Raw genomic sequence first — 16,072 nt, 5'->3', positions numbered from 1 at the left:
CACGTCTGCAGGGTCGCACTGTCGAACCAGCCGGCCACGCGCGGCCGGAACAGGACCGCCGCCACCAGCGCCAGCACGAACAGCTCGGGAACGAACCGGCCGACGCCGCGTCGATCCTCCGTGACCTGGACCTCACTCACCAGCCGGATCCTCCACGAAGCCGTAATGATAACGGTGCTCAGTGACAGTACCGTCCCGCGGCTCCGATGGCACCCGTCAGATGACGGAAGCGGCGGCGGTCGCGTCCGTCCTCCGACGGAGCTTCGTCGTGCGGCGCCGCCGGACGACCGCGAGGACGACGATCGCGAGCGCCGTGAGCGCGATCCACGGGACCACCCACAGGCGGGCGGCGGCGGTCGCGGGCGAAGGCGCGGGGTCGAGGACCTGGCTGCCCGACGTCTCCGGCCTGAGCTCGACGTCGATGTCGAGGCGGCCGAGCTGCCACACGCCGTCGACGACCGCCGTCCCCGCGATGAAGTCGCCGGGCAGCAGTTCCGGCAGCAGGTCGCCGGCCCGGCTACGCTCACCGAGCCCGAACGGCCCGGCCGGCGCGCCGCAGGTTGCCGTCGTCCAGCGTTGCGGACGGTGTGCGCGGCGATCAGGGCGAGGGCGGCGAGTCGCGCCGGGGGCTCGGTGGTGGGTCAGATCGCGGTGAAGGTGATGGTCCGGGCATGCCTCGTCGGCAGCGTGGCGGTGCCGCGTGGGGCGGACGACGAGGCGGTCGCCGGGCAGAGCCTTCCGACGCGGGGGAGTGCAGGTCGTTCGAGGCGAGGCGCGGGGGCTGGAACTCCGCGCCTCGGGTAAGGGCACCGGACGACGAGGGAGGCCCCCGATGAACAGTCACGACCAGGACCACAACGACCCTGTTGAGCGGCCGGAACCGCCGGACGAGGACGCGGACTTCGCTGACGAGCACTCGTCGACGACGTTCGCCGACGAGCCGGGCGGCGGCCCCGGCAGCGCCGCGGAACCCGAGTCGCCCCGAGGCCAGGGCGGCGATGGCGGCATGGACCTGGACACGCCCGCCGACGAGTACCGCCCGCACGGCGGGCGCTGAGGAGGATCCATGACCCAGCCGACGCACAAGGCGGTCTCGGGCCCGGACGAGCATGAGGACCAGCCGGGCCAGACGCTGGTCACCCGCAACCACGAGACCATTCGTGCCTGGGCGGCGGACCGCGACGGTGTGCCGACGATGAGCGAGCAGCTCGACGGCGGTGGCTCGCGGCCCGTCGACCTGGCTCTGGAACTGCCGGACACCGAACCGGCCGCCGGATACGAGCGGGTGTCCTGGGAGCGCTGGCTCCAGGCCTTCGACCGCTACGACATGCGCTTCGAGTTTCGCGAGCACGAGGCGGACGGAAGCATGAGCACGTCCTGGTCCCTCGACACGTCGGGCCGTGCCGAGGGGTGAGGCACTGCCCGCTCAGGAGGTGGTCGTCGGTGCCTGCCGGCCCTGAGCCTGCCGCGGCACGGGCGAGGTGGCGGTCTGAGCGCGGTGCACGGCGGCGCCGAGCGGGACGAGGAGCTCCGTCGACACCAGCAGCGGCCAGCGCGACGTGTCGGGGTCCTCGTCGCCGGCGCAGGTGTCGACGGAGTCGACCATCCACCGGGCGAGGACCGGAAGGGCCGCTCGCAGGACGGCCCGGCGCTCGGACGGCGTGGCCGTGTACAACAACTGATTGAGCTCGGCGACCGGATCGGACATGTCGACACCCCCTCGAACCTGGCAGACCGGACTGGAGCCGGGCGGTCCATCGGCGCGGGCCGCCCGGCTCTGGCGAAGGACTACTTGAAGGTGTCCTTGGCCTTCTCGCCCGCCTGCTTCAGATTTGACTTGGTCTGGTCGGCCTTCCCCTCGGCCTGCGTCGACTCGTCGTCCGTGGCCTCGCCGTAGGCCTCCTTGGCCTTGCCCTTGGCGTCTTCGGCCGTGTTCTTGATCTTGTCGTCAGCGCCCATGGTGGTCGCCTCCCTTCACCTGCCGCACCTCTACCCGTCCGGCGATGCCGCATGCTCGTGGCGAGCAACCGTCTCGGCAGGGCGCGCGCCAGTCGCGTGACAGCTGCGGAACCAGCCCCGCCGGCTCCTGCAGGACCGAGGCTGGACCGCCGACGAGATCGCCGCCTGGCTGACCGACGCCCTGGGCCATGCACTGTTCCGCTGATGTCGGCGGAGGTGAGCTCCATCGCTCAGGGGCGGACCTCGGAACGAGCCGGCCGGCGAGCTAGATTGAAGGGAACCGTCCTGGATGCCGGGAGGTCGGTTCGAATGTCGTGGATCGTGTGGTTGTTGCTGGCCGCGGTGTTGGGCGTTGCTGAGTTCTTCACGTTCACGTTCGCGTTCGGGTTGCTCGCCGGCGCGGCGTTGGTCGCGGCCGTCGTCGCGGGGCTGGGTGGCGCCGTGCTGGTGCAGGTCGCGGCGTTCGCCGTGGCGGGCGCGGCCGGGCTGGTCATCGTGCGGCCGATCGCGCGGCAGCATATGCGCCGTCCGCCGTTGACGAGTGAGGGCAGCGATGCGCTGGTGGGCAAGAGGGCCGTGGTGATCGAAGAGGTCACCGCCGAGCACGGGCTCATCAAGCTGTCCGGCGAGACGTGGTCGGCGCGGACGCTGGACGACGAGCACGTGATCCCGGCCGGTGCGGTGGTCGATGTCATGGAGATCGAGGGCGCCACGGCCATCGTCTATCCGCGTGAGCTGCTGCCCTGAGACGACGGAGGAGACATGGAACTGCTGGTGCTCATCATCGTCCTCGCGGTCGTGGTGGTGTTCGGGGTCGCTTCGGCGGTCCGGGTGGTGCCTCAGGCGCGTCGGTACAACGTGGAGAGGTTCGGCCGTTACCGCACCACGCTCCAGCCCGGCCTGAACTTCATCATCCCGATGGTCGATCGCATCAACACCAAGCTCGACGTGCGCGAGCACGTGTTCACGTCGCAGCCGCAACCGGTGATCACCCAGGACAACCTGGTCGTGAACATCGACACGGTCCTCTACTACCAGATCACCGACCCGCGTGCCGCGGCCTACGAGGTGGCCAACTACCTGCAGGCCATCGACCAGCTGACGGTCACCACGCTGCGCAACGTCATCGGCAGCATGGACCTGGAGAGCACGCTGACCTCGCGTGAGGTGATCAACGCCCAGTTGCGGACGGTGCTCGACGATGCCACGGGGAAGTGGGGCATCCGGGTCAACCGCGTCGAGATCAAGGCGATCGATCCGCCGTCGACCATCAAGGAGGCCATGGAGAAGCAGATGCGGGCCGAGCGCGACAAGCGTGCGGTCATCCTGCACGCCGAGGGGGAGCGGCAGTCCAAGATCCTCACCGCCGAGGGGACCCGCCAGCAGGAGATCCTGGAGGCCCAGGGCAACCAGCAGGCGATGATCCTGCGCGCCGACGGCGAGGCCCGGGCCATCGAACGGGTCTTCCAGGCGGTGCATCAGAACAACGCCGACCCGAAGGTGCTCGCCTACAAGTACCTCGAGACGCTGCCGCACCTGGCCGACGGCCCCAACAACACCTTCTGGGTCATCCCGGGTGAGCTCACCGAGGCGATCCGGTCGGTCACCGGCGCCTTCGGCGACTACTCCCGCACCGGCGCTGTGCCGCCCGCGGACCGCGACCACGGCGATCGGCCGGCCGAGCTCGACCACGACGGGCACCGTGAGCTGACCGCCGCCGACCCGTTCACCGCCGACCCGGCGGCCGCCGCCCAGCAGGTCGCCCAGCAGGCCGAGGCCGCCGTCGAGGACGCCAAAGCCGAGGCCGCCGCCGCGGAGAACCGAAGCGGCCCGGAGCGATAGCGATAGCTCGCCACGGCGGTAGGCGGGAGCCCGCAGGCGAGCCCGGCGTCAGCCGCGGAGCTCCCAGCGACCCGTGCCGCGGGTGTCCCGGTCGCGGCGCTCGCGCGTGAGGCCCGGGTCGCGCATCGCCCGCCGGGCGCGCCACTCCTGGATCGCGCCCATGATCGCCGTGAGGACGGCGATCCCGATGGCGCCGACGATGACGCCGAGCCAGAAGTCGATCGTGAGATCCATGGAGACGATCATGCCCGGGCCCGGCGGTCTGTCACTGGACCGTTCGGCTCACTCGTCGGACGCAATGCCGCGGAGCGGTGTCGGATCGGGCGATCCGTGTTCGTAGCAGGGGTGAGAGGCGCCACGAGAGGCGCCCACCACCGACGGGATCAGATCATGACGACTGCGACCACGACATCCGGCGCGGGACGGCGGGAGTGGCTGGGGCTGGCCGTGCTCGGCCTGCCCACGTTCCTCGTCGCAATGGACTTCTCCGTGCTCTACCTGGGCGTTCCGCACCTGAGCGCCGACCTCGCGCCCTCCGGCATCCAGCAGCTGTGGATCGTCGACATCTACGGGTTCCTGCTCGCCGGCTTCCTGGTCACCATGGGCACCATCGGCGACCGGATCGGCCGCAAGCGGCTGCTGCTCGCCGGCGGCGCCGGCTTCGGCCTCGCCTCGGTGGCGGCGGCGTTCTCGGCCAGCCCGGAGATGCTCATCGCCAGCCGTGCGCTGCTCGGGATGGCGGGCGCCGCGATGATGCCGTCGGTGCTGGCCCTGGTCACTGTCATGTTCACCGAGCAGAGGCAGCGCAGCCGCGCCGTCGCCGTCTACCTCACCTGCTTCATGGGCGGGATGACGCTCGGCCCGCTGGTCGGAGGCGTGCTGCTCGAGCAGTTCTGGTGGGGCTCGGTGTTCCTGGTGGCCGTGCCCGGAATCGTGCTGCTGCTGGTGTTCGGCCCGTCGCTGCTGCCCGACCACCGTGCGCCGGGGGCCGGCCGGCTCGACCCGCTCAGCGTCGTGCTGTCGCTCGGGACGATCCTGCCCTTCGTCTACGGGCTCAAGGAGCTGGCCCGGCACGGGTGGGAGACGTTCCCCGCCGTGGCGCTGGTGGCCGGCATCGCGGCAGGGGTGGCGTTCGTCCGCCGGCAGCGGCGGCTGGAGCATCCGCTGCTCGACCTGAGCCTGTTCGGCAACCGCACGTTCAGCACCGCGCTGACCCTGTTCTTCGTGACCGCGCTGGTCGGCACCGGCACCCTGCTGCTCGTGACGCTGTACCTGCAGAACGTCGCCGGCCTGACCCCGCTGACGGCCGGACTGCTGCTGCTGGTGCCGAACGTGCTGATGATCATCGGCAACCTGACCACGCCGGTGCTGGCCAACCGCATCCGCCCGGCGTACCTGATCGCGGGCGGCCTGGTCGTCGCCGCCGTCGGCTACACCATCTTCACGCTGGCCGGCTCGACCTCCGGCCCCGCGGCCATCTTCGTCGCGATGTCCGTCGTCATGCTCGGCACCGCGCCGCTGGCCGCGCTCTGCAACCACCTCGCCATGGGCGCCGTGCCGCCGGAGCGGGCGGGCTCCGGGGCGTCGATCGTGCAGACGACCACGGAGTTCGGGCTCGGGCTCGGCATCGCGACGCTCGCCACGCTCGGGACGGCGGTGTACCGGAGCTCCGTGGAGGGCGCGCTGGGCGCGGTCCCGGCCGACGTCGCCGCCGCCGCCCGCGAGAGCATCGACCGCGCGGCCGAGGCGGCCCGTCACCTCCCCGCCGAGCAGGGCGACGACCTGCTGGCGGCGGCCCGGGACGCGTTCACCTCCGGCCTGCACGTGGTCGGCATCGTCAGCGCCGCCTTCTACGCCGCCCTGGCCGTGGTCGCCCTGCGCGCGTTCCGGCACGTCCGCACCGCCCACGGCGACACGGACGACGAGACCGGGCCGGCACCCGAGACCGAGGCCGAGGCCGTGCCTGTCCCGTAGCGGCCCGAGGCGCCGCCGAGGAACCTGACACGATGGACCGGGTCGAACCACTCCGAGGAGGGACCAGCGTGCGCTTCACGAGCGAGCTCGAATCCGGCGGCGACAACAAGGCCGGCTTCGTCGTGCCCGACACCGTCGTCGAGGGGCTGGGCGGGGGCGGCAACCCCCGCGTCACCGTCACCGTCGACGGCTTCACGTACCGCAGCTCGATCGCCCGCATGGGCGAGCGGTACATGGTGGGAATGAGCATGGAGCGCCGCGCGGCCGCAGGCGTCACCGTCGGCGACACCTATGAGGTCGACGTCGAGCTCGACACCGCCCCTCGAGAGGTCGAGATGCCCGACGACCTCGGCGCCGCGCTCGATGCCGACCCGGCGGCCAAGGAGTTCTGGGCGACGCTGTCGTACAGCAAGCAGCTCTGGCACGTCCTGCAGGTCACCGGCGCGAAGAAGCCCGAGACGCGGGCCAAGCGGGTCGCCGCCTCGGTCGCCATGCTGGCCGAGGGCCGCGCCCGCTGACGCCGCGCGGGGTCAGGTGCGCGGCCCCATCGTGGCGATGAGGACGACGAACACGACGAATCCCGCGACCAGCCCCAGAACGGCGCCGGTGAGGGCACGGCCGCCGTCGGTGGCGAGGCCCTTCTCGGCGCGGTTGAAGCCGATCAGGCCCAGCACGATCGCGAGCACGGCCGCGGGTGCCGCGACGAACTCGCCGACGATGGGGACGAACGCGAAGACCAGGGCGAGTACCCCCATGAACAGGGCGACCCCGCCGAGGCCGTGGCGCGGGCGGGGTTCGGTCTCGGGTTCCACGTCCACGCAGGCCGCCCTTCGTCAGCGCCATCCTCGTTGCCGGTGAGGATAACCCGCGACGTTGTCGGACCCAGCCGCGATACTCGGGATCAGCGACGCGGGAGCAGGGGAGTGAGGCGCATGACGGGGGAGGCCGAGACCGCCATCAGGGACTTCTGGGACGAGGCCGCGGAGGCGTTCGACGACGAGCCCGACCACGGGCTGCGGGCCGGACCGACCCGCGCCGCCTGGCGGCAACGGCTGGGCGAGTGGCTGCCGGCCGGGCCGGCCGACGTGCTCGACGTGGGCTGCGGTACGGGCTCGCTCTCGCTGCTGCTGGCCGAGGCGGGGCACCGCGTGACGGGCGTCGACCTGTCGGCGCGCATGGTCGAGCGCGCGCGGGCCAAGTTCGACGGCGCCGGGCGCCGCGGCAGGTTCCTCGTCGGCGACGCGGCATCGCCGCCCACGGGCGACGAGCGGTTCGACGTGGTGCTGGCGCGACATCTCGTCTGGACCCTGCCCGACCCGGTGGCCGCGCTCCGCGACTGGAGCGGCCGGCTGCGTGACGGCGGCACGCTCGTCCTCGTCGAGGGGCGCTGGGCCGCGGCCGGGTCCGAGGCGTCCTACGCCGACGCGGCCGCAGACCTGCCGTGGGACGGCGGCGTCGCCGCGGGCGACCTGGTGGCGGCGGTGCGGCCGCTGGCGCGCGAGCTACGGGTCGAGGACCTCGGCGGCGACCCCGACCTCTGGGGCCGGCCGGTCACCGACGAGCGCTACGTGCTCGTGGCGACCGTCTGATCGGCGCGGGCCACCGAGCGCGGGGCTCCGGCCCACTTGTGCAGGCCCACCACGGCCGCCGCGAGCGCGGCGATCACCAGGATCCGCAGCCAGGTGTCTACGCCGACCGGCTCGGTGCCGAACACGGCGTTCATGGCGGGCACGTAGGTCAGGGCCAGCTGGGCCAGCGCCTGGACGGTCACGCCGACGAGGATCCACGGGTTCGTGAACAGCCCGATCCGCCACGCCGACCGGGTGGGCGAGCGGCAGCTGAACAGGTAGAACGCCGCGACGACGACGAAGAGGTTCAGCGCCGCGGTGCGGGCCTCGGCGAGCCCCGCGCCCGTCGAGAGCTCCCACTCGAACAACCACCACGAGCCGCCGACCAGCAGGGTCGAGACGAGCAGGATCCGCGTCACCAGCCCGGCCGTGAGCAGCGGCTGGTCCGGATCGCGCGGCGGGCGGGTCATGATGCCCGCCTCCTTCGGCTCGAAGGCCAGCGTGAGTCCCAGCGCCACCGCCGTCGTCATGTTGATCCAGAGGATCTGGGTGGGCAGGATCGGCAGCGCGGTGCCGAACGCGATCGCGGCGAGGATGACGAGGCCCTCGCCGATGTTGGTCGGCAGCGTCCAGGCGATGAACTTGGTGAGGTTGTCGAAGACGCCGCGGCCCTCCTCGACGGCGGCTTCGATGGTGGCGAAGTCGTCGTCGGTGAGCACCATGTCCGAGGCGTCCTTGGCCACCTCGGTTCCACTCGCACCCATGGCGACGCCGATGTCGGCCTGCCGCAGCGCGGGTGCGTCGTTGACGCCGTCGCCGGTCATGGCGACCACGTGGCGGCGGTCCTGCAGCGCCTCGACCAGGCGGAGCTTCTGCTCCGGCGACACCCGGGCGAACACGCGCGCCCGGTCGACGGCGTCACCGAACGCGGCGGGCGCGATGGCACGCAGGTCCGCGCCGGTGAGCACCGCCCCCGCCGGTGCGCCGGCACCGTCGAGCAGTCCGGTCCGGCGGGCGATCGCGGCCGCCGTGGCCGCGTGATCACCGGTGATCATCTTCACCGAGATGCCCGCGGTCCGGCAGGCGCGGACGGCGGCGGTCGCGGCCTCGCGGGGCGGGTCGTGCATCGCCTGCAGCCCCGTGAACACCAGGCGGCCGGCCAGCCCGCCGTCATCGAACTCGTCGCCGTCGTCGAGCACGGCCATGGCGGTCGCGAGGACGCGCAACCCCTGGCCGGCGAGGTCGACGGCGGCAGCGTGCGCGGCGTGTGCGGCTGCGCGGTTCAGCGGGCCCCGGTCGCCGGACGCGTCGAACTGTGCGTGACACAGGCCGAGCAGCCGCTCGACCGAGCCCTTCGCGAGAACGACGCGGCGCCCCGTCCCGGTCTCGGTGTGCAGCGTGGCCATGTACTGCAGCTCCGAGCTGAACGGCAGCGTCGCGAGCCGGGGGAGGTCGGCGGCCACCCGCGACGCGTCCAGCCCGGCCTTGGCGGCGGCGACCACCATGGCCGCCTCGGTCGGGTCCCCGACGATGCCCCACCGTCCGCCCGACTCTCGCACCGACGCGTCGGTGCAGGCCGCGCCGGCGAGCAGCGACCACCGCAGCGCGGTCGCGTGGCGCACGTCCGCCGGCCGGCCGGTCCCGTCGAGGACCGCCCCGGACGGCGCGTACCCGGAGCCGGTGACCTCGTACTCACCGCCCGGCGTCCAGATCGCGCGGACGGTCATCTCGTTGCGGGTGAGGGTCCCGGTCTTGTCGGTGCAGATGACCGTCGTGCTGCCGAGTGTCTCGACGGCGGGCAGCCGCCGGATCACCGCCCGCCGGCGCGCCATCCGCGACCCCCGATCGCCAGCGTGATCGTCACCGCGGCCGGCAGTCCCTCGGGGATCGCGCCGACGGCCAGCGCGATGGCGGCCGTGAAGGTCTCGGCGCCGCCCTGGCCGCGGATCAGCCCGACCGCGAACGTGACAGCCGCGAGGGCCAGGATCGCGACGGTCAGCAGCCGGCTGAACGAGGCGAGCTTCGCCGCCAGGGGCGTCGCGAGCGACTCGGCCGCTCCGACCAGCCGGTGGATGGCGCCGAGCTCGGTCGCCGCGCCCGTGGCCACGGCTACGCCGGCACCGCTGCCGGCGGTGACCAGGGTGCCCGAGTAGGCCAGGTTGCGCCGGTCCGCCACCGGCGTGCCTGCGGGTACGACCACGGCCTCGTCCTTGTCCACCGGCACGGACTCGCCGGTCAGCGCGGACTCGTCGACGCTCAGCCGGCTCGACCGGACGAGGCGCAGGTCGGCGGGGACCTTGTCGCCGGCCTCGAGGACGACGAGGTCGCCGGGCACCACGTCCTCCGACGCGACCACCTGGGCGTGACCGTCGCGGACCACGCGGGCGCGGGTGCGCACCAGGGCCCGCAGGCCGTCGAGGGCGCCCTCCGCCTGCGACTCCTGCACGAATCCCACCACCGCGTTCAGCACCACGACGCCGACGATGACGCCGCAGTCGACGTACTCGCCCAGCAGGCCCGTGACCAGTGCGGCAGCCAGCAGGACGTAGACGAGCGGGTGATGCAGCTGGCGCAGCAGCCGGACCACCGCCGCTGGCCGGCGCGCGGGCGGCAGGGCGTTGGGGCCGTGGCGCTCGAGCCGCTGCCGGGCCTCGGCGGCGGTGAGACCGGCGTCGGTGTCCGTGCCCAGCCCGAGCACGACCTCGACGGCGGGCAGCCCGTGACCGTCCCTGACCAGGTTCACCGGCCCGCACCCGTCCGCCGCTTCCCGTGCACGACGGCGTCGCGGAGGTCGTGCAGCACCGCGTCGTACCACTGCGCCTCGGCCGGGTCGAACCGCCAGTCGGCGACCGGCTCGCGCATCGCGTCGTCGAGGTGACTGGACTGGACCAGCGCGACCTCGGCGGCCAGCGTGGTCCTGTGGTGCAGCAGCCAGTCGGCGAAGCGCGTGCGGCCCAGCCACGCGCCGTCGCGGGGGACGAGGGAACGCTCGGTCAGCAGGGCGCCGAAGTGGCGTGCCCGCTCGTCGGTGACGACCGAGCGAGGATCGTCGCGGGCGGACAGGTCATCCCACATGAGCTCGTCGAACCGGAACCGGTCCGGACCGGCGATCTCGACGACGCCGTTCGACGGCGACCCCACCGCCACCCGGGCGAGCACGGAGACGACGTCGTCGGCGGCGATGGGCTGCACCGGGACCGGCGCGAGCCGCACCGCGTCGCCGTCGGTGGCGGCGTCGGCGATGCGCATGAGGAACTCGAAGAACTGGGTCGCCCGGACGACGGTGAAGGGGATCGGCGAGGTCATGACGAGGTTCTCCTGCACCAGCTTGGCGCGGAAGTAGCCGATCTCGGGGAGCCGGTCCGCGCCCACGACCGACAGCGCGACGTGATGGCGCACCTCCGCCGCTGCCTCGGCGGCGAGCAGGTTCCGCGTGGACGTCTCGAAGAAGTGCATCGCGGCGTCGTACTCCAAGGACGGCGAGTCCGCGACGTCGATCACCACCGACGCGCCGGTGAGCGCGTCGGCCAGGCCCGCGCGGCTGACGGTGTCGACCCCGGTCCGCCGCGACGCCGCGACGGCGTCGTGGCCGTGGTGCCTCAGCAGCGGGACGACGGCGGAGCCGATCAGCCCCGTGCCGCCGATCACGACGATCTTCACGTCGTCACCGCGTCCACGGCCTCGAGGATCGTCGCCGCCACGGCCTCGGGCTCGGAGACGGTGAGCGCGTGTGAGGCGCCGCGGATCTCGCGGGTCACCTTGGCACCGGCGCGGTCGGCCATGAAGCGGTGCAGGTCGACGGGGATGTTGAGGTCCTGGTCGCTGAAGACGAACCACGACGGGATCGACCGCCAGGCCGGCGTGTCGGTGGGCAGCCCCTCAGTGAGCGCGGCCTCGGTGACGGGACGCTGGGTCGCGCTCATCAGGGCCGCCTGGGCCGGGGTGACGTCGGCCGCGAACTGGTGATGGAACACCTCGGGCCGGATGGCGAGGTCGTTCCCGCCGGTGGAGACCGGGTAGGCGGCGAGCGCCTCGCCCAGGGTGCTGCCGGGGAACTTCGTCGACAGGCCGAAGGCGGTCTCGCCGTGGTCGGGCGCGAACGCGCAGACGTAGACGAGGGCGCCGACGGCAGCGCTGCCGGCGGCGGCCTGGCTGATCACCATGCCGCCGTAGGAGTGGGCCGCGAGCACCACGGGTGCGTTGATCGAGGCGATCACGTCGCGGACGTACGCGGCGTCGCCGGACAGGCTCCGCAGCGGATTGGCGGCCGCGACGACGTCGAGGCCGCGGTCGCGTAGCCGTTCGACCACGCCGGACCAGCTCGCGGACTCGGCGAAGGCGCCGTGGACCAGGACGACGGTCGGTCTCTGCTCGGACATGGGTCCTTCCCTTCTCGTGGCGATCACTGGGTAAGACCGGGCAGCGGCGCCGGTTGTGACAGCGCTACGTCCGTCGCCCGAGGGGCGGGCGGTCCACCAGGTCGGCACCCAGGAGGTCCTCGAGGCCGGCGAGGTCGCCGGTCCGGGCCGCCGCGAGGAACGCCTCGACCAGGCACCGCCGGGCGGCCGCGTCGACCGGTGCCCGGCGGTCCGAGGTGAGGCGTAGCCGCGCCCGCCGCGCGAGCTGGCGGGTGTGGGCGACCTGCAACCGGAGCAGCTCGGCGATCCGGAGGTACGGGTAGTCGAACCCTTCGCGCAGCAGGTAGGTGGCGCGTTCGACCGGCGTGAGCCGCTCCATCAGCATGGTGATCACCGCCTCGATGGCCTCGCGGCGCTCGGCCTCGACCTCGGGGCCGGCGCCGCCCTCGACCGGTTCGATGAACCGCCCGGCCACCGGGGCCTCGTGGCGTCGGTGGGCGCACTGCGCGGCGTTCAGCGCGAGCCGCGTGGTCGTCGTGACCAGGAAGGCGACGGGGTCCAGCACGACCGATCGGTCGGTGCGCTGCCATCGCAGCCAGGCGTCCTGCACGATGTCCTCGGCGGCGCCCGTGTCCTGGAGGATCCGGAACGCGATCGCGAGGAGCCGGGGCCGAGCGCCGGCGAAGACCGACGTCGCGTGGCCCAGCGGTGGGTCCGACAGACGCGTGCTCATGCGAGCACCCTCGCGTCCGGGGGAGCGGTGCCGCGCCCATGAGAGTGCGTGGCCGATGCGTGGCGAGGTCAGGGGCCGGGGGTGGGCAGGTGGCCACGTGGCCACGTGCCCGGTCAGGCGACGGGGCGTCCGAGGGCGGTGCGCAGCTGCCGGCGACTGGTCACGTCGAGCTTCGCGAACACCTTGCGGAGATGCCACTCGACGGTGTGCCGGCTGAGGTAGAGCTCGGCGCCGATCTCGGGATTGGTACGTCCCTCCGCCGCGAGACGGGCGATGTGCAGCTCTTGCGCGGTGAGCTCCTGGCGGGTGTCGGCCCGCCGCCTGCGCACCGTCTCGCCGGTCGCGGCCAGCTCGCGGCGTGCGCGTTCGGCGAACGCCTCGGCCCCCATCGCCGCCAGCGCGTCGTGTGCGTCTCGAAGCAGCGTCCGCGCGTCGGCGCGGCGACCGGAACGACGCAACCACTCGCCGTAGAGCAGGTGGGTCCGGGCCAGCTCGACGCCCACCCCGGCGCGACCGAGACGGTCGATCGCCTCACGGAAGAGGTCCTCGGCCGGGCCGCCGTCGTCGAGCAGTGCCTCGGATCGTGCGGCCACACCGAGAGCCCAGTCCGTGCCGATGGCCGCAGCGACCTCGGCGAGCCGTCCGGCCGCGGCGGTCGCGGTCGCGAGATCGTCGCACCGCGTGGCGGCCTCGACCAGCTCGGCCAGCGTCCAGCCGCCGGGCTGGGACCCCACGGGCAGCAGCGACGGTCGTCCGTCGTCATCGGGTGGGCCGCGAAGGAGGTCGAGGCAGTGCGCGCGCGCCGACGGATAGTCGCCGTTGCCGTTGCACATCACCGCGCTGGCCCAGGACGTCAGCGCGAGGACGAGTCCCTCGCCACGGCTGAGGGCATCGGCCCTGGCGGCCGCGATGAGCCGGCCGCCGCGCTGCTGGTCGCCGCGGTAAGCCGCCAGACCGATCGCCCCATACGGATGCAGCGTGGTTCCGGCCACCTCCGCGAGCGCTTCGGCCTCGTCGAGGAGGGCGCCCGCGGTGCCGAGATCGCCACCGAACAGGCGCGGGTAGATCACGCTGTTCAGTCCGAACTGCAGCGCGTTCAGAGCCCCGGCCTCGCGCGTGAACTCGAGGTGCTGGCCGGCGATCGCGCTCCAGCCGGGCAGGTCCCATCCGTCGCAGGCGATCGCACCGGCGAGCACCAAGAACCGCAGCCCTTCCTCGACGGAGAGCTGATCGGTCCGGTACGCCTGAACGGCTCGTTTCATCGGCGGCGAGCTCCACATCGAGCGGCTCGAGACGGCGAGCAGCAGCCAGCAGCAGCGGCAGGGCCTCGTGGCCGCGGTTCGAGGCGAAGGCGATCTGGGCTCGGAGCACTTCGGCGCGGGCGCGTTGCAGCTCGGTCAGAGCACGGTGCTCGAGCAGCGCGAGCAGGCGAAGGGCATCCTCGAACGCACCGGCGTGCAGCATGGTCTGCGCCGCCTTGAGCTCGCGTTCGACGCGGCCGGCCTCGTCCGGAGTCAACCTGGCCGCCCGTTCGAGGAACGCGGCACCAGCCGCGAGACCGCCGTGCGCCAGCGCGCGATCGGCGCAGCGCTCCAGCTCGGCGGCGACCGTCTCGTCCGGGCCGGAGGCCGCGTGCGCACGGTGCCAGGCCAGCCGGTCCGGGTCCCGGTCCGGGTCGGTGGCCTCGGCGAGCGCCCGGTGTGCCGCCTGCCGATCCAGTGGCCCGGCGGAGCGGTAGACCGCGGAACGGACGAGCGGGTGACGAAACCGCACGGTGTCCCACACATCGATCAGCTCCGCGGCCTCGGCCGGGGTGGCGGCGTCCGGCCCGAGGCCGAGGCGCTGCGCCGCACGCCAGAGCAGACCGACGTCCCCGAGCGGCTCGGTCGCGGCGATCAGCAGGAGGCGCCGAGTCTCGTCGGGCAGCGGATCGAGCCGCCGGCGGAATCGCTCCTCCACGCGGCCTGCCACGGAGCCGGCCGCCGCCTGTTCCGGCCCGAACGTCAGCTCGGCCGACGACATCCACCGCGGCAGCTCCAGCAGGACCAGCGGATTGCCCCGTGTCTCGGCGAGGATCCGGTCGCGCAGCCGGCCGTCCAGCGGGGTCGTGACCACCGACTCCAGCACGGCGACGGCGTCGGCCTTCTTCAGGCCGTGCACCATCAGCCGCGGCAGTCCCGCCCAGGCCTGCTCCTCCCCCGTCGCCCGCGCCGCGAACACCATGAGGATCGACTCCGCGGCCAGCCGGCGCGCGACGAACGTCAGGATCTCGGCAGAGGCCTGGTCGAGCCACTGCGCGTCGTCGATCACGCAGACCAGGGGCTGGTCCTCCACGTGGTCGGACAGCAGGGTCAACACCCCCAGCCCGATGACGAACCGGTCGGGCGGTGTGCCGGCCCGGATGCCGAAGGCGGTCCCGAGAGCCTCGGCCTGCGGAGCCGGCAACCCGTCCAGCCCGTCGAGCAGGGGGTTGCACAGCTGGTGGAGGCCGGCGAAGGCGAGCTCCATCTCCGACTCGACGCCAGCGGCCCGCAGGACCCGGCAGCCCGTGGCCGCGTCGACGAGGTAGTCGAGCCGCGCCGTCTTGCCGATGCCCGCCTCACCTTGCACCGCAAGCGCGGCGCTCCGGCCCGACCGCGCCGTCCGGATCGGGCCGAGCACGACCTCGCACTCCTTGTCGCGCCCCCGGAGCCACCGTGGAGGGCGTGCCCCGAGTTGCACGACTGCCTCCAAGCGGGCAGGCGGAGCGGTCGGACGCGTGCGGACGCCCGGCCGGCGCCGATCACCCAGATTGGCACTCGGTGTTCCCTCCGGACAAGACCCTCAGCCGGCGCCGGCAGCGGCCGCCGTCCGGCTCAGCCAGTCCGCGTACCGGATCTCACCGAGCACCGCGCCGTCGCCGGGCACGAGCGACCGCTCGTCGAGCTCGGTGCCGAAGTAGCGCGCGTGCGGATCGGTGAGCACCGTGCGCGGATCGTGCCGGGCGGCCAGGCCGTCGCGGACGAAGTCGTCGAACCGGAACCGTTCCGGCCCGGCGATCTCGAGGCGTCCGTTGAGCGGGGCGCCCGCGGCCGTCCGTGCCACCACCGAGGCGGCGTCGACGGCGGCGATCGGCTGGAACAACACGTGCGGCAGCCGCACCGTGGTCCCGTCGGTCGCGGCATCGACGATGCGCCCGACGAACTCGAAGAACTGGGTGGAGCGGACGATTGACCAGGGGATCGGCGCGGCCTCGATCAGGGCTTCCTGGGCCACCTTCGCCCGAAGGTAACCACCGTCGGGCAGCCGGTCGGCCCCGACGATCGACAGGGCGACGTGGTGCCCCACCTGGGCCGCGGCCTCGGCGGCCAGCAGGTTCCGGGTGGACGTCTCGAAGAACCGCAGCACCGCATCGTCCTCGAACGACGGGGAGTTCGCCACGTCGACGACCACGTCCGCGCCGGCCATCGCCTCGGCCAGCCCCTCACCCGTGAGAGTGTCGACGCCGGTGGCCGGCGACGCGGGGACGGCCTCGTGCCCGTGTTCGCGGAGCCGGGTGACGACGGTGGATCCGATCAGCCCGCTGCCGCCGATGACGACGATCTTCATCTCGCACCTCCGAAGCACTGCCGGAGGCGCCGGTCGCCATCCGGTCACCA

18 protein-coding genes and 1 pseudogene are annotated in these 16,072 nt (G+C 73.1%); 7 read left to right on the top strand and 12 right to left on the bottom strand.

Annotated features, from left to right (window positions below; all coding sequences use genetic code 11):
• Positions 1 to 216: 216 nt before the first annotated feature.
• Positions 217 to 447 (bottom strand): hypothetical protein, encoded by a 231-nt coding sequence (locus tag E1212_RS07595; RefSeq protein WP_131980938.1) that lies wholly within the window; start codon positions 445 to 447, stop codon positions 217 to 219.
• 385 nt (positions 448 to 832) lie between these two features.
• Between E1212_RS07595 and E1212_RS07590 the strand changes: the two genes are divergently transcribed.
• Positions 833 to 1,057 carry a hypothetical protein gene (locus E1212_RS07590; RefSeq protein ID WP_131980936.1) on the top strand — a complete coding sequence of 75 codons (225 nt, stop codon included), beginning with the start codon at positions 833 to 835 and terminating at the stop codon, positions 1,055 to 1,057.
• Positions 1,058 to 1,066: 9 nt separating this feature from the next.
• The gene (locus E1212_RS07585) at positions 1,067 to 1,414 is read left to right on the top strand and encodes a hypothetical protein (protein WP_131980934.1); all 348 of its coding nucleotides are present in this window, start codon (positions 1,067 to 1,069) and stop codon (positions 1,412 to 1,414) included.
• Positions 1,415 to 1,426: 12 nt separating this feature from the next.
• Here E1212_RS07585 and E1212_RS07580 read toward each other — a convergent pair whose 3' ends face one another.
• Entirely contained in the window at positions 1,427 to 1,708 is a 282-nt protein-coding gene (locus E1212_RS07580) for a hypothetical protein (protein WP_131980932.1), read from the bottom strand.
• 80 nt (positions 1,709 to 1,788) lie between these two features.
• The gene (locus tag E1212_RS07575; RefSeq protein WP_131980930.1) at positions 1,789 to 1,959 is read right to left on the bottom strand and encodes a CsbD family protein; all 171 of its coding nucleotides are present in this window, start codon (positions 1,957 to 1,959) and stop codon (positions 1,789 to 1,791) included.
• Between the two features lie 309 nt (positions 1,960 to 2,268).
• On the opposite strand from E1212_RS07575, the gene E1212_RS07570 reads away from it, so the two are divergent.
• Both E1212_RS07570 and E1212_RS07565 read left to right on the top strand, forming a co-directional pair.
• Entirely contained in the window at positions 2,269 to 2,706 is a 438-nt protein-coding gene (locus E1212_RS07570) for an NfeD family protein (protein WP_131980948.1), read from the top strand.
• Between the two features lie 15 nt (positions 2,707 to 2,721).
• Positions 2,722 to 3,801: an SPFH domain-containing protein gene (locus E1212_RS07565; RefSeq protein ID WP_131980928.1), complete on the top strand. Its 1,080-nt coding sequence runs from the start codon at positions 2,722 to 2,724 to the stop codon at positions 3,799 to 3,801.
• A gap of 48 nt (positions 3,802 to 3,849) precedes the next feature.
• On the opposite strand, the gene E1212_RS07560 is transcribed toward E1212_RS07565, so the two are convergent.
• Complete coding sequence (locus E1212_RS07560) at positions 3,850 to 4,035, bottom strand: hypothetical protein (protein ID WP_131980926.1); 186 nt, start codon at positions 4,033 to 4,035, stop codon at positions 3,850 to 3,852.
• Between the two features lie 156 nt (positions 4,036 to 4,191).
• Here E1212_RS07560 and E1212_RS07555 point away from each other — a divergent pair, with 156 nt between their 5' ends.
• Both E1212_RS07555 and E1212_RS07550 read left to right on the top strand, forming a co-directional pair.
• Complete coding sequence (locus E1212_RS07555; protein ID WP_131980924.1) at positions 4,192 to 5,775, top strand: MFS transporter; 1,584 nt, start codon at positions 4,192 to 4,194, stop codon at positions 5,773 to 5,775.
• Positions 5,776 to 5,843: 68 nt separating this feature from the next.
• Positions 5,844 to 6,293 carry a YdeI/OmpD-associated family protein gene (locus E1212_RS07550; RefSeq protein WP_131980922.1) on the top strand — a complete coding sequence of 150 codons (450 nt, stop codon included), beginning with the start codon at positions 5,844 to 5,846 and terminating at the stop codon, positions 6,291 to 6,293.
• Positions 6,294 to 6,305: 12 nt separating this feature from the next.
• Here the strand turns inward: E1212_RS07550 and E1212_RS07545 are convergent, their stop codons facing one another.
• Positions 6,306 to 6,593 (bottom strand): hypothetical protein, encoded by a 288-nt coding sequence (locus E1212_RS07545; RefSeq protein ID WP_131980920.1) that lies wholly within the window; start codon positions 6,591 to 6,593, stop codon positions 6,306 to 6,308.
• Between the two features lie 114 nt (positions 6,594 to 6,707).
• On the opposite strand from E1212_RS07545, the gene E1212_RS07540 reads away from it, so the two are divergent.
• A complete protein-coding gene (locus tag E1212_RS07540; protein ID WP_131980918.1) occupies positions 6,708 to 7,364 on the top strand; it encodes a class I SAM-dependent methyltransferase in 657 nt (218 codons plus the stop codon).
• Here the strand turns inward: E1212_RS07540 and E1212_RS07535 are convergent.
• From E1212_RS07535 to E1212_RS07510, 7 genes and pseudogenes are all read right to left on the bottom strand, one after another.
• A pseudogene (locus tag E1212_RS07535) lies at positions 7,340 to 10,086 on the bottom strand (HAD-IC family P-type ATPase). The gene E1212_RS07540 and the pseudogene E1212_RS07535 sit on opposite strands and share 25 nt — an antisense overlap.
• On the bottom strand, positions 10,083 to 11,003 hold the full coding sequence (locus tag E1212_RS07530) for an SDR family oxidoreductase (protein WP_131980916.1): 921 nt from the start codon (positions 11,001 to 11,003) through the stop codon (positions 10,083 to 10,085). The pseudogene E1212_RS07535 and the gene E1212_RS07530 overlap by 4 nt, the downstream one beginning before the upstream one ends.
• On the bottom strand, positions 11,000 to 11,722 hold the full coding sequence (locus tag E1212_RS07525; RefSeq protein ID WP_131980915.1) for an alpha/beta fold hydrolase: 723 nt from the start codon (positions 11,720 to 11,722) through the stop codon (positions 11,000 to 11,002). Before E1212_RS07525 ends, E1212_RS07530 begins: the two co-directional genes overlap by 4 nt.
• A gap of 64 nt (positions 11,723 to 11,786) precedes the next feature.
• A complete protein-coding gene (locus E1212_RS07520; protein WP_131980913.1) occupies positions 11,787 to 12,434 on the bottom strand; it encodes a sigma factor in 648 nt (215 codons plus the stop codon).
• A gap of 113 nt (positions 12,435 to 12,547) precedes the next feature.
• Positions 12,548 to 13,168, bottom strand: coding sequence for a helix-turn-helix transcriptional regulator (locus tag E1212_RS29920; protein WP_203416567.1), 621 nt, complete (start codon positions 13,166 to 13,168; stop codon positions 12,548 to 12,550).
• 25 nt (positions 13,169 to 13,193) lie between these two features.
• Positions 13,194 to 15,095, bottom strand: coding sequence for an AAA family ATPase (locus E1212_RS07515; RefSeq protein ID WP_203416565.1), 1,902 nt, complete (start codon positions 15,093 to 15,095; stop codon positions 13,194 to 13,196).
• Positions 15,096 to 15,257: 162 nt separating this feature from the next.
• The gene (locus E1212_RS07510) at positions 15,258 to 16,022 is read right to left on the bottom strand and encodes an SDR family oxidoreductase (RefSeq protein WP_131980911.1); all 765 of its coding nucleotides are present in this window, start codon (positions 16,020 to 16,022) and stop codon (positions 15,258 to 15,260) included.
• Between the last annotated feature and the right edge of the window lie 50 nt (positions 16,023 to 16,072).

The sequence above is a fragment of the Jiangella ureilytica genome, assembly GCF_004348545.1.
Taxonomy (GTDB): Bacteria; Actinomycetota; Actinomycetes; order Jiangellales; family Jiangellaceae; genus Jiangella; species Jiangella ureilytica.
Note: the sequence above shows the minus strand (reverse complement) of the source record. Positions and strands in the feature narration are given on the sequence as shown.

Bases quoted from the DNA above. Each gene is read 5' to 3' on its own strand.
- E1212_RS07510 (WP_131980911.1), bottom strand. From the start codon at position 16,022: ATGAAGATCGTCGTCATCGGCGGCAGCGGGCTGATCGGATCCACCGTC.
- E1212_RS07555 (WP_131980924.1), top strand. From the start codon at position 4,192: ATGACGACTGCGACCACGACATCCGGCGCGGGACGGCGGGAGTGGCTG.
- E1212_RS07590 (WP_131980936.1), top strand. From the start codon at position 833: ATGAACAGTCACGACCAGGACCACAACGACCCTGTTGAGCGGCCGGAA.
- E1212_RS07565 (WP_131980928.1), top strand. From the start codon at position 2,722: ATGGAACTGCTGGTGCTCATCATCGTCCTCGCGGTCGTGGTGGTGTTC.
- E1212_RS07560 (WP_131980926.1), bottom strand. From the start codon at position 4,035: ATGGATCTCACGATCGACTTCTGGCTCGGCGTCATCGTCGGCGCCATC.
- E1212_RS07540 (WP_131980918.1), top strand. From the start codon at position 6,708: ATGACGGGGGAGGCCGAGACCGCCATCAGGGACTTCTGGGACGAGGCC.
- E1212_RS07520 (WP_131980913.1), bottom strand. From the start codon at position 12,434: ATGAGCACGCGTCTGTCGGACCCACCGCTGGGCCACGCGACGTCGGTC.
- E1212_RS07580 (WP_131980932.1), bottom strand. From the start codon at position 1,708: ATGTCCGATCCGGTCGCCGAGCTCAATCAGTTGTTGTACACGGCCACG.
- E1212_RS07525 (WP_131980915.1), bottom strand. From the start codon at position 11,722: ATGTCCGAGCAGAGACCGACCGTCGTCCTGGTCCACGGCGCCTTCGCC.
- E1212_RS07585 (WP_131980934.1), top strand. From the start codon at position 1,067: ATGACCCAGCCGACGCACAAGGCGGTCTCGGGCCCGGACGAGCATGAG.
- E1212_RS07575 (WP_131980930.1), bottom strand. From the start codon at position 1,959: ATGGGCGCTGACGACAAGATCAAGAACACGGCCGAAGACGCCAAGGGC.
- E1212_RS07570 (WP_131980948.1), top strand. From the start codon at position 2,269: ATGTCGTGGATCGTGTGGTTGTTGCTGGCCGCGGTGTTGGGCGTTGCT.